This window comes from Sphingobacterium sp. WOUb80 (genome assembly GCF_050058145.1).
Taxonomy (GTDB): Bacteria; Bacteroidota; Bacteroidia; order Sphingobacteriales; family Sphingobacteriaceae; genus Sphingobacterium.
On record NZ_CP165617.1, the window covers coordinates 4,473,679 to 4,486,236 of the forward strand.

At 41.1% G+C, this 12,558-nt stretch carries 8 protein-coding genes; 6 read left to right on the forward strand and 2 right to left on the reverse strand.

The window, feature by feature from the left end; all coding sequences use genetic code 11:
• Window positions 1-79 precede the first annotated feature (79 nt).
• Window positions 80-2,452 (reverse strand): outer membrane beta-barrel family protein, encoded by a 2,373-nt coding sequence (locus AB1Z56_RS18615; protein ID WP_426789854.1) that lies wholly within the window; start codon window positions 2,450-2,452, stop codon window positions 80-82.
• A 113-nt stretch (window positions 2,453-2,565) separates the two neighbouring features.
• Between AB1Z56_RS18615 and AB1Z56_RS18620 the strand changes: the two genes are divergently transcribed.
• Entirely contained in the window at window positions 2,566-3,927 is a 1,362-nt protein-coding gene (locus AB1Z56_RS18620; protein WP_426789855.1) for a sensor histidine kinase, read from the forward strand.
• 67 nt (window positions 3,928-3,994) lie between these two features.
• Window positions 3,995-4,669 carry a response regulator transcription factor gene (locus AB1Z56_RS18625; protein ID WP_309365692.1) on the forward strand — a complete coding sequence of 225 codons (675 nt, stop codon included), beginning with the start codon at window positions 3,995-3,997 and terminating at the stop codon, window positions 4,667-4,669.
• 3 nt (window positions 4,670-4,672) lie between these two features.
• On the opposite strand, the gene AB1Z56_RS18630 is transcribed toward AB1Z56_RS18625, so the two are convergent.
• Window positions 4,673-5,728, reverse strand: a complete 1,056-nt coding sequence (locus AB1Z56_RS18630; RefSeq protein ID WP_309365690.1) for a DUF2157 domain-containing protein — start codon at window positions 5,726-5,728, stop codon at window positions 4,673-4,675.
• A gap of 156 nt (window positions 5,729-5,884) precedes the next feature.
• Here AB1Z56_RS18630 and uvrA point away from each other — a divergent pair, with 156 nt between their 5' ends.
• From uvrA to AB1Z56_RS18650, 4 genes are all read left to right on the forward strand, one after another.
• Entirely contained in the window at window positions 5,885-8,725 is a 2,841-nt protein-coding gene (gene uvrA, locus AB1Z56_RS18635; protein ID WP_426789856.1) for an excinuclease ABC subunit UvrA, read from the forward strand.
• A 346-nt stretch (window positions 8,726-9,071) separates the two neighbouring features.
• Entirely contained in the window at window positions 9,072-10,958 is a 1,887-nt protein-coding gene (mutL, locus tag AB1Z56_RS18640; RefSeq protein WP_309365686.1) for a DNA mismatch repair endonuclease MutL, read from the forward strand.
• 12 nt (window positions 10,959-10,970) lie between these two features.
• Window positions 10,971-11,657, forward strand: coding sequence for a rhomboid family intramembrane serine protease (locus AB1Z56_RS18645; protein WP_309365684.1), 687 nt, complete (start codon window positions 10,971-10,973; stop codon window positions 11,655-11,657).
• Between the two features lie 11 nt (window positions 11,658-11,668).
• Window positions 11,669-12,547, forward strand: coding sequence for a rhomboid family intramembrane serine protease (locus AB1Z56_RS18650; RefSeq protein WP_309365682.1), 879 nt, complete (start codon window positions 11,669-11,671; stop codon window positions 12,545-12,547).
• Window positions 12,548-12,558: the final 11 nt, after the last annotated feature.

Sequence of the window (12,558 nt, forward strand, 5' to 3'; positions counted from 1 at the left end):
CCATTTCCTTTACCAATGTATTATGCATAAAATAGGTACAGGGAATCGGAAGGATTTAACTTTACTAAGGTTAACTGATTTACAAACGATTCTGCTCTTCTGTTCTTGTAGGCTGATTGCTGCTCTTGACTTTCTGATTTCCAAAATGATACCGCAGCGTCAGATTTACTTTTCTGGTATCCCGATAGTCCCTATAAAAATTATTTTGATCGCCGTACTTGGATGATATGGTCATTTTTTCTGTTTTAAAGATGTCCATGAAAGAGAGATTTACCTCAAACTTCTTTTTGAAAAATTTCCGGTTTGTCATCACATAGGTACTTGAATATCCTGTAATTTTAAATGGCCCTTGTATCGTGGGCGATGTAAAGGTATTACCCAGTTCAAGATTCCATCCAGCATCCTTATTCAACACATAGTTGGTACTTACATTTCCATTTCCGATATACACATCATTCTTGTGCAATACATCATCAGTACCCATAAAGTAATTTTCGTTATACATCCCCTCCAGTTGCAGATTCAATCCCCAGCGCCCTGTCAGCTGAAAACTCTTTCCTAAGTCTATTCCCGCCCCTTGTCCTTTCTTGATATTGGTATATTGGAAAATCAGCTGGTGATTGTTGTTATCTTGGCGGGAAATCTCCATGTTAGGCCACTTTTCAAATCGGTAAAATAGATCAATATTCCAATTGTTTTTGGTCCAGGTTAGATTCAGATTATGAACGATTGTAGCCCTTAAACGTGGATCTCCCTGAAAATAGGAAAAGCGATTATAGTAGGACTTAGCCGGATTAAGCCAAGAGTACGAAGGACGACTGATGCGCTTTCCATAGGAAAAACCGAACTGCTGATCGTCACTCAACGCATATTGCATGTAAAATGTCGGGAAGAGCACAAAATAATCACGTTTATTAATATCAGCTGGTTCGGACACAATACCTTCCAAATCGGTATATTCGCCCCTTAAACCAGCTTTCCAGCTCCATTTCTTCCAGGCATAGTCAAAGGAGGTATACAAAGCCACATTACGTTCTTTGTAATCAAACACACTACTCTTATCAGGCCTTTGCTCGAGCTTGCCTGATTCATCATCAAAGAAAGTAAGGGTGCTCGTCGTTTTCACATCGCTGAATTTTCCACCAAACTCCATCCCCAGCTTCTTTATTTTTCCGGCGAAATCTACCTGTGACGAAAAAAGCCGGTTTTTATTTCCATTATTACTGATAAATCGGGCGTCTGTCGGTTCCTCCCCCTTAAATCGCAGCGCCGTCAAAACATCCTGATCGTTGGTAGAATGGTTATCTGTAAAATAGGATGACCAGTTTATGCTCCATTTGGGATTAAGTTTCTTGGTTACCTGAAGATAAAGGTTATTTGTCTTTGTTGATCGTTGATGGTCATTGGTGGTAAAATAAGAGGACTCCTGCACATGGTTTTTATCGTATATGATCGTGGGTACCTCATAGATACCATAGGTTTTCGGTCCGTAATATCCATTTAGTCCGGCGTTGACCGTCCAGGTTGTATCTGGGGTATAGTCTATCGAAAACACATAGCTGTTCTGACTGTTATTGGTATCAAATCGATCCATGACACCTTCCCATGAGGTTTGCTCATTCGGATAGTAAACATAATTCGTTTCATAGCGTGCATAGGTCCCTCTTCCGAAATTATAAGTACCACGAAGATTGAATTTTTCATTTTTATAATACTGGGTTAGTCCAAACAGTTGCTTCCAGGTACTGCTTTTTTCGGCCAATGCTACCACCGTGCCTCTATAGCCATATAAGTTGGATTTGGAAAGTTTAATATTGATAATCGTGCTTCCTTCAGCTTCATATTTTGCAGGTGGATTGGTAATAACCTCTATCGATTGCACGTCGCTACCTGCTGTATTCTCCAGATAGGTTTTCAGTTCGTCCCCAGTGAGCATAACTTTTCGGTCATTGATGAGGACAACAATATTTTTGCTCCCCCGAACCATCAAATCGGCACCATTCACCATAACCAATGGCGTACGCTTCAAAATGTCCCAACTATTGAGCGCCGAAAGATTTGAATTCTGGACGTTAAATTCCAAGCGGTCCAACTTGCGGATCAATCTGGGAGCTCGACCGACGACCTGTGCTTCTTCAAGTACCTTTGCTTCGGGAAGAAGTTCAAATAATAAGGGACGAGAAATGGTGTCGCTGCGAAAAAAATATTCTTGCGGTTTGAAGTTCAGATAGGTTGTCCGTAGATAATATCCACTAGGATGATCCAGCGTCAGTATAAACTTCCCAAAACGGTCCGTCTTCACTTCATGGATCGCTTGATAGTTGCTATCCAATAGCATAACTGTCGCTCCCTGTAATACACTTTTGTTTGCGTCCTGTACTTGTCCCCCGATTTGTTTACTCTGTGCCGAAAGCAGCAAAGGGAAAGCTAGAAAAAATAAGATCAATTTCATATTTCGGTATTTAATGGCTCAAAAGTGTCCATTGTTGAAGCAAATGATGGTTAATAAAGGGTTAATACTGGGTTAAGGTATATTATCTTAGCCCTCAGCAGTTATATTTGCATATGGAATTGAAGCCTCAAAATTATATCGTTCTCTTTACGCTGTTTTTTGCCGTACTTATCGGCATACAAGGTTATCAATTATACAATACCTATCAGCTCAAACAGCGTGATATTTTTGCCACGGTGAAAAGTAAGCTGGGCAAGCTTCATGATAATGACAAGCTTTTTGATGATGATTTAATGAGTAAGGACATTGCCAGAGACTATTACATCAAATTGGTTAAAAATGAAATAACCGCCGAGAAACTGAAAGGACTATACAACGCAAATGCCCATAAAACATCGCAAAAGCTAACGCGATATGTCGACAGTCTATTTCAACCACTGGGAATGGACGTCATCCTGAAAAAAGAAATTTTAGGCATCTACTTCAAGAACTTAGAAAAGCAGATCGCTGCAGGCCCAATCACGGTCTACCTGACCGATGGAACGTTTCGCCAGCCCGTAGAGCTCTCTTCAAGCGAATGGATAACAGAAAAAACGGAAACACAGAAAATCGAAAACAGCGTCCAAAGCCGGGAGGTCCTATACACCTTTTTTGTACACAGGAAGACATCCTTTGAGGTGACAAATCTCAACTGGATATTATTCAAAGAACTGACTTCGCTCCTCCTGAGCACCCTATTTATTCTAGTAGCCTTTCTTTGGCTTTTTTATAGAACCATCCAGAATCTCAGAAAACAACAGAAACAGATCAGCGTCCTCCATGATGTCGTTGACAATATTTCACATGAACTCAAAACGCCCATCGCAACCTTGAAGATTGCTGCTAAAACACTCCGAAAATCAACAGATGAAAATATCATAACGGTCATTGAACGTCAGGTAAACCGTCTCGAACAAACCCTCAATCCACTGAGCGAAAACCTTGAAACAACTGATCAGCGTCCTATTACCAGCACGGAACTACAAGCTATTTTCGAAGACTTTCAATTGACTAATCCAAGCACCGAATTTCAAATCGGCCCATGTCCGGAAAACAAAGTGTGCCTAAGCGCTAATGATGCAACAACATTATTTCAGAACCTGATGAACAATGCTATAAAATATGGTGCGACTTGGCTTAATATCTATTTTGAGGAACAGAAAAATAAGCTTTCAATTTACATACAAGACAATGGTGATGGTATGGACGAGTCCGAATTACCTTATATTTTCGACAAGTTTTACCGGATTCAAAAAAACAATGTTCATGACAGCAAAGGTTTGGGAATCGGTCTTTTCCTTGTAAAAAAAATCGTGGACCGTTATCATGGACAGCTTACTGTAACGAGTAAGCCCGGTGTGGGGACCACGTTTAAAATTCAGCTGCCCCTCGTTGCTATTCAATCAGAGGTATTACAGATGCCTTATAAACAGTAACAGGAATGAGCAACGGAACGAAATAAGCAATAGGCTAATCGTTTATATTAATGACTGAAGATAGCATATGAATAAATTACTACTCGTAGAAGATGACCCAGATTTTGGCTTTATGCTCAAGCAGTACCTTGAGCTATCTACATTTGTCATAGACTGGATAGCGCAGCCCAATGATCTTACGGCAAATTTTCAGCAGCTAGCCGACTACGACCTCGTTATATTGGATGTTATGCTTCCTCAGATCAGCGGCTTTAGTCTGGCCAAAGAAATCAACACCTTGTATCCCGCATTACCATTTATCTTTTTAACAGCTAAAGAGCAAAAAATAGACAAGCTCACGGGACTAAAAATCGGTGCAGATGATTATATCACTAAACCATGTGATCCTGAAGAACTATTACTTCGCATACAGAATATATTAAAACGGAATCAGAAAAATAGCATTCCAAAATCGATCTCCATCGGTACATATTTATTCCATCCTGAACAGCTATTATTAAGTCATAGCTCGGAACAATATAAGCTTACCGAACGTGAAGCACAGCTCCTTCTTTTTCTGTGGCAGCATAACGGCCAGCTTGTTACACGTGAAGAAATTCTTGAAAAGGTATGGGGAAATGCAGATTTCTTCACGGGAAGAAGTATGGATGTCTTTATTACCCGGATCCGAAAATACCTAAGTCTGGATCCCAACCTGAGCATTAGCTCGAATAGAGGTGTCGGATTTACTGTTCAATTTTAAGGATTATCCTGCAATCTCTTCTTTCCGTTTGTTCCATAATTTCTCTGCCCAACGACCGACAAACCAAAAGGACACTGCCAAAATTAAAAAGAATACGGCTCTATTGATATTATCCCATAGATACTCCACATATCGGGTATAGATATTAAGCACTAAAAAAACAAATCCCACTTCCCTACTCACATTATCTTTAGCCTTTAAGCCGTAGACAACCAGGAATACAGATACCGCAGTGGATAAGATGCCCCAGTAGAACATATGGTATTGACGTACAGTCGTCCACTCATAGAAATCGGCATAATTTCCAAAAATGGATAAGGTCCACAAAGAGACCATCAGATAGATCAATCCCACAATATAACTGATAGGCTGAAAGATTTGAAGGCGTTCAAACCTCGGTTGAACCCAAACAGCTAAAGCGGTTATCAGTGCCCCAAAGATTGTAAAACGGAGTGGGTAGTTCATTCCCCAAAACTTAAAACCCCAATTGCTATGGTAGGCCGTCTCGGTCGCAAACCATACACCCAAAGCCAAAAGCATAAAGGTCCAAATCAACTTACTGTCAAGCTTAACAGCAAGAAAACCATAAATCGCAACAGAGAGTAAAAACAACAAGGAATAGTGCATCGTATCTTTATCCAATACTTTACCCATAAACCCGATGCAGGCAGCTGTTCCGAAAACCCCAATCAGCATCATGGTCTCGGTAGATAGATTTTTATAAGGATAGCGTTTCTTATATCGAAAACCCAGCGTATAGAACAACACGGCTACCGCCGCAAAAAAGAAACAGAACAGGATATTGGGAGCTTCGTAGAGTGTATCCACAAAAGCCAGGAATGATGCGTCTGTAAACAATGAGAAAACAGCAAATACCAATGAAGCCAAAGCAATCCAGAAAGCATATCTCGCCAACTGTCCCCAGTCAAAACTTTTGACGTCCAAACTCTCCATCAATTCGTCTGCTTTCTGTTCATCCAATAGGTTTTCTTTCTTCCAAAATCGGACAATATCTTCGATTGATTGCTTCTCTTGTTTGCTGACGTCGTATTTTCGCATAAATTTAGATTTACTGTGCAAGGTACATTATTTTTTTAAATCACTTGTATATCACATTTTATTCCAAAAGTCAGATTGGCTCGCATAATTCCTTTAAAATCTGTAATTTTGCATGTTTTGCATTTTATCCCTCAACAGGGACTTTAAGGAGTTTTCATGGCAGTAAAAAGAAGCCCAGATTTGGGCGAACAAAGTGAAGTTCAGGTATTTGGAGCGCGTGCGCATAATCTAAAAAACATAGATGTTTCTTTTCCTAGAAATGAATTGGTTGTTATTACAGGTCTAAGTGGCAGCGGAAAGTCTTCTTTGGCTTTTGACACCATTTATGCCGAGGGACAACGTCGTTATATGGAGACATTCAGTGCCTACAGCCGTCAATTTTTGGGCGGAATGGAACGTCCGGATGTTGACAAGATATCCGGATTAAGTCCAGTGATCTCCATTGAGCAGAAAACAACCAGCAAAAACCCTCGGTCTACGGTTGGAACCATTACCGAGGTCTATGACTTTATGCGTCTATTGTTTGCCCGGGCAGGAGAAGCTTTCTCTTATGTGACTGGAAAAAAGATGGAGCGGATGTCGGACGATCAGGTTATCGAACGTATTTTGACTGAATTCGAGGGACAGGCTTTAAATATCTTAGCCCCTGTCGTTAAAGGTCGTAAAGGTCATTACCGTGAGTTGTTTGAACAAATCCGGAAACAAGGATATGTGAAGGTGCGTGTCGATGGGGAGATAGTAGACCTTGCTCCAAAAATGCAGGTAGATCGCTATAAAATACATGATATAGAAATCGTCGTGGATCGTTTGAAAGTAGAGCGTGAAGATAAAAAGCGCCTACAGACTTCAGTGATGCAGGCGATGAAAACAGCGAAAGGTATCATCAAGGTCTCCACTAAAGATAATCAGGAGCAATTCTATAGTCGTTATCTCATGGATGCTGAATCGGGTATTTCTTATGATGAACCACAGCCAAACACCTTCTCCTTCAACTCGCCTTATGGCGCTTGTCCAACATGTGATGGATTAGGCTATATTTTTGAGATTGACAAGAATGCGGTTATTCCGGATAAAAAACTCAGTATTCAAAAAGGCGGCTTAGCCCCTCTTGGTCCTACGCGTGAAAACTGGACTTCGGAAGTCTTGAAGGCTGTCGCAAAAAAATTGGATTTTACCATTACAACGCCGCTTGAAAAGCTCAATGAAGAACAGATTGATCAGCTTTTATTCGGTAATAAGGAAGAGCCTATCGTTGTCACGGTATCATATGGAAGTTATGGCACACGTGAATATCGTGTTGAATTTGAAGGGATCTTTAAGATGCTGGAAGAATTTTCGGGGAAATCATCGTATGAAGCCCCTTCTTTGGATGATTTCAGGACAAAAGTCACCTGCCCAACTTGTGCTGGTGCTCGCCTAAAAAAAGAGTCTTTACATTTTAAAATTGCCGACAAAAACATCCATGAACTCTCCACGATGGACATTACTTCCATCAAAGAATGGTTCGATCAGGTAGAAAGCAAACTTGATGAACGCCAGCTTATTATTGCAACAGAGATTTTAAAGGAAATCCGCGCACGCTTAGGCTTCTTGCTGGACGTAGGCTTAAATTACCTAACCTTAGATCGTACTGCTAAAACACTTTCCGGCGGGGAGGCACAACGGATCCGTCTGGCAACGCAGATCGGCTCCCAACTTGTCAATGTACTTTACATTCTGGATGAGCCGAGTATAGGACTACACCAGCGTGACAATGAACGGTTGATCAATGCGCTCAAAAACCTACGTGATATTGGCAATTCGGTCCTTGTTGTAGAGCATGATAAAGACATGATCCTACATGCCGACCATGTTATTGACATGGGGCCCGCAGCAGGGGTTCATGGCGGTACCGTCGTTGCGGAAGGAACTCCGCAAGAAATTCTAAAATCAGACTCCCTGACAGCGGCTTACCTCAATGGGACAAAAGAGGTGAAGATTCCTGAAAAACGTCGTGAAGGCAATGGAAAAACATTGTCATTACATGGTGCGACCGGACATAACTTAAAAAATCTGTCTGTCTCTTTTCCATTAGGGAAACTCATCGTTGTTTCGGGGGTTTCGGGTTCAGGCAAATCCAGCTTAATCACAGGAACTTTATATCCGATTCTGAATAAACATTTTTTCAGGGCCAAAGCAACTCCGCTTCCTTTCAAAAAAATTGAGGGCTTAGAACATATTGATAAAGTCATCGAGATCGACCAAAGTCCTATCGGACGTACACCGCGATCCAATCCATCCACCTATACTGGTGTATTTTCGGATATCAGAACCTTGTTTGTTCAGCTGCCAGAAGCGAAGATCAGGGGGTATAAACCCGGACGCTTTTCCTTCAATGTCAAAGGTGGCCGTTGTGAAACCTGTCAGGGAGCCGGATTGAAAGTCATTGAGATGAATTTCCTTCCCGATGTACAGGTTCCCTGTGAAACATGTCACGGAAAACGCTACAACAGAGAAACTTTAGAGGTACGCTATAAAGGAAAATCCATCTCCGATGTACTTGATATGAGTATCAATGATGCTGTGGATTTCTTTGAGAACGTACCGAGTATCTACCGAAAGATCAAAACACTGCAGGATGTAGGTTTGGGCTACATCACCCTAGGTCAGTCCTCCACAACCTTATCGGGAGGTGAGGCTCAACGGGTAAAATTAGCCACGGAACTTTCTAAAAAAGATACTGGAAATACATTTTATATCCTTGACGAACCGACTACAGGATTACACTTTGAAGATGTCAATGTCCTTATGGGCGTTATCAATCGTCTGGTCGGGCGCGGGAATACCGTTTTGATCATCGAGCACAATCTTGATGTTGTTAAATCGGCAGATTGGGTCATCGATATCGGTCCCGAAGGTGGTAAAGAGGGTGGTCAAGTCCTGTTTGAGGGAACACCTGAAAACTTAATTAAAAATAACAAAAGCGAAACGGCACGTTTCTTAAAGCTGGAAATGTAATATCAACGAAACAGCAGCGGCGAATTATGCTGTTTGCAGTTGCTGTTCGTAGGGTGGCTCGGTTATTGCAAAGGGAATATTTTTCCAGCTCTATCAGTTGTGTTTTTACACAGGTGTTAGACAACGTACACTGACTTTGACGTCCAATGGATAGCGGCATATTTAATGACTAAATAGGTTTATAGGTTCTTTTGGGCTGTAAACAATTCGTCGTTGCTATCCCCATTTTCATTTGTATAAATGAACGCTTACAGGCTTTTGTTTTTAAAGAACATGTGGAATGTCCGATTGATTTTCATCAGTGTTTATACGCTGTAAATATGGATATTTCTTAACTTTGTATTATATGTCGGATATTATTCAATTACTTCCAGATAATGTTGCTAATCAGATTGCGGCGGGAGAAGTGGTGCAGCGACCAGCGTCTGCCATTAAAGAATTGATTGAGAATGCTATTGATGCTGGAGCTGACAAAATAAAACTTATTGTTAAAGATGCAGGCAAGTCATTGATTCAGGTCATTGACAATGGTTGTGGTATGAGCGTAACTGATGCTCGCCTTTGTTTTGAGCGCCACGCGACATCAAAAATCCGTAAGGCTGAAGACTTATTTGCTATTCGCACGATGGGTTTCCGTGGTGAAGCAATGGCCTCCATTGCTGCGATTGCACAGGTAGAACTCAAAACACGTCGCATCGAAGATGAGCTAGGTACAGTTGTTGAAATAGAGGGATCAAAAGTTGTTAATCAATACCCGGAAGCGGTTGCTGCCGGAACAAATATTTTAGTTAAAAATCTTTTTTATAATATTCCTGCTCGAAGGAACTTCCTAAAGAGTAATTCCGTAGAAATGCGTCATATCATCGATGAATTTCAACGCATTGCTTTATCGAACCCGCAGATTTTCCTAACCTTACATAGCGACGGAAATGAGATCTACCATTTGCCGGCAGAAACGCTCAAACAACGTATTGTCCATATTTTCGGGAACAATTACAATCAGCGTCTTGTCCCTGTGGAAGAAGATACATCCATCATCAAGGTAGAAGGCTTTGTGGGGAAACCTGAGTTTGCGAAAAAAACACGTGGTGAACAATTTTTCTTTGTCAACAGACGCTTTGTACGTGATCCATACCTGCACCATGCTGTTATGAACGCCTATGAAGATATTCTGCAGGCCGAAACATTTCCTTTCTATGTCTTATTTATCGACATAGATCCTGCACGCATCGATATCAACGTGCATCCGACCAAGACTGAAATTAAGTATGAGGACGATAAGGCCATTTACGCCATTATCCGCTCAGCCGTAAAAAGATCATTGGGACGGTACAACATCATGCCATCCTTGGATTTTGAACAGGAAACAAGCTTCACCAATCTTATTACAAAAAAGGCATTGGATGAAATTATCGTTCCAACAGTAACCTTTAATCCGGACTTCAACCCCTTTGATACAGACAAATCAAAATCCAATTCGAGCTATACCCGTTCAGAAAGCTACGCGGAAGGACTTAACAAGAAGACAGGTGGCATACCTAGCAATTGGGATTCTTTGTATCAAATTGTCGAAAAGGAAGAATCTGCTCAGCTGCCATTGCATGCGGAACACGAATTGAGTAGCGATGGCCCTCAAGTCATTCAGGTCGAAGATAAATCATCCTCGAAGCTCTTTTTCCAGCTACATAACAAATATATTGTTTCACAGATTCACTCTGGATTTATTCTGATCGATCAGCAATCGGCACATGAACGCATTCTCTTCGAGCAATTTCTTGCACAGCTTGATCAACATAAAGGACTGAGTCAGCAAAGTCTATTTCCACAGACGTTGGATCTGAATGCTGCAGATAATGAGCTAATGAAGGATCTTCTGGAGGACATCAATGGCTTAGGCTTTCAAATTCGTGAATTTGGAAAAAATTCCTATATTATTGACGGAATCCCTGCAGACTTAGGGTCAGGATTCGACGAAATAAAGATGATTGAGAAAATATTGGAGGATTACAAAAACAATCAGTCTGAGTATAAGCTCGCTAAGCGAGAAAACCTGGCCAAGAGCCTTGCCCGCAATGCTGCTATTAAACCCGGAACCGTACTGGACAACACGGCCATGGCCGAGCTTGTGGACAGACTTTTTGCCTGTCACTCGCCTAACATCTCCATCTATGGGAATCCTGTAATTGTAACATTTACATTGCAAGAATTAGCGGAAAAATTTGGTAAAAATTAGAAGATAAAATATATGTTTCCACAACTAACACCTGTTATCAAGAATTTATTGATCATCAATATTGTATTTTATATTGGATCACAACTTTTTCCTGTAGCATATGATTATCTTGCGGTCTATTATCCGGACTCACCTTATTTTAAAATCTGGCAGGTGATCACGCATATGTTTATGCATGACAAGAACAACATTACCCATATTTTCTTCAATATGTTCTCTCTGGTCATGTTTGGCCCTATGATTGAACAGGTCCTTGGTTCGAAACGTTTTTTAAATTTCTACCTGGTTTCGGGAATCGGCGCTTGGTTTCTTTATACGGCTGTGAATGGCATACAACTCTATAATGCGACGGGTTCTTTCGCTCCGCTACATGGCATGAGCGGGAACGAACTTATTTCCATGGCCAATACCGGGAACAATGAAGCATTAACTTACCTCATTCCAATGTTGGGTGCTTCGGGAGCTATTTACGGTGTACTATTGGCATTTGCCTACCTTTTTCCAAACATACCGCTTCAATTTTTGTTTATTCCTGTACCAGTCAAAGCGAAGTATATGATCGGTGGATTTATCCTCATCGAGATTTATATGAGTTTATCTAGACCAGGAGATTCTGTGGCTCACCTGGCTCACGTCGGTGGTGCACTATTTGGCTATCTACTGCTTAAACTGTGGAAGATTAGAAAAGGAATTTATTAATATTGTGCACAATGAATAATATCGGTTTAAAAGATTTTTGGAGACAAACCTATAAGACAGGTTCACCGGTTCCCTTGGTGATCAGTATTCAGGTATGTTTATTTGTCCTCATTTATTTTTTAGATCTGCTCTTTGAATTAAAGCTTGTGCCTCAAAGCTTTCTAGAGCCTATTGTACGTCGACTGAGCTTACCGAGTAATTTCTCAGACTTTATTGCACAGCCTTGGTCGCTGGTCACATCGAATTTTGTATACATCAAGCTGCTGACCATACTTTTTGACAGTCTTTGGCTCTATTGGGTGGGTCAGATCTTTTTCACTTTTTTAAACAAAAGGCAATTTCTATTTGTGTATATAGCATCTTGGCTGCTAGGCAGTGTGCTCTATGTTGGTTTTGGGTCACTTATTCCCATGCCTATCAGCTCGCAGCTCATGGGAGGATCTCTTCCCTTGGCAGCGGTACTGGCAGCAATTGTTACTTTAGTTCCCAAGTATGAGTTACGGCTCCTGCTTATCGGCACCGTTAAATTAAAATTGGTCGCCATCATTTATTTTGCGTTTGAATTCCTTGCCCTGACCATGACAAACCGGCCTGCGGCTATTTCCTACTTTGCTGTTGTCCTTTTCGGAATGGGCTTCACTTATGCGCTAAAATCGGGGATGGACTGGTCTACAATTTTTCAGAAAAAACAACAGAAACCTGCAAAAATGAAAGTCGTTGTGGGTAACAATATACCGACAAATCGGAAACATCGTTATGACTTACCCAATCAGGATGAAATCGATGCTATCTTAGATAAAATTTCCATTTCTGGCTACGACAGTCTAACGAACCATGAAAAAGAAACGCTCTTTAGGGCAAGCAATAGTGGTGACAAGGTTGATGGATAGAAGGACATTTT

Coding starts and splice junctions, on each gene's coding strand:
- AB1Z56_RS18615 (WP_426789854.1), bottom strand. CDS start 2,452: ATGAAATTGATCTTATTTTTTCTAGCTTTCCCTTTGCTGCTTTCGGCA.
- AB1Z56_RS18620 (WP_426789855.1), top strand. CDS start 2,566: ATGGAATTGAAGCCTCAAAATTATATCGTTCTCTTTACGCTGTTTTTT.
- AB1Z56_RS18625 (WP_309365692.1), top strand. CDS start 3,995: ATGAATAAATTACTACTCGTAGAAGATGACCCAGATTTTGGCTTTATG.
- AB1Z56_RS18630 (WP_309365690.1), bottom strand. CDS start 5,728: ATGCGAAAATACGACGTCAGCAAACAAGAGAAGCAATCAATCGAAGAT.
- uvrA (WP_426789856.1), top strand. CDS start 5,885: ATGGCAGTAAAAAGAAGCCCAGATTTGGGCGAACAAAGTGAAGTTCAG.
- mutL (WP_309365686.1), top strand. CDS start 9,072: ATGTCGGATATTATTCAATTACTTCCAGATAATGTTGCTAATCAGATT.
- AB1Z56_RS18645 (WP_309365684.1), top strand. CDS start 10,971: ATGTTTCCACAACTAACACCTGTTATCAAGAATTTATTGATCATCAAT.
- AB1Z56_RS18650 (WP_309365682.1), top strand. CDS start 11,669: ATGAATAATATCGGTTTAAAAGATTTTTGGAGACAAACCTATAAGACA.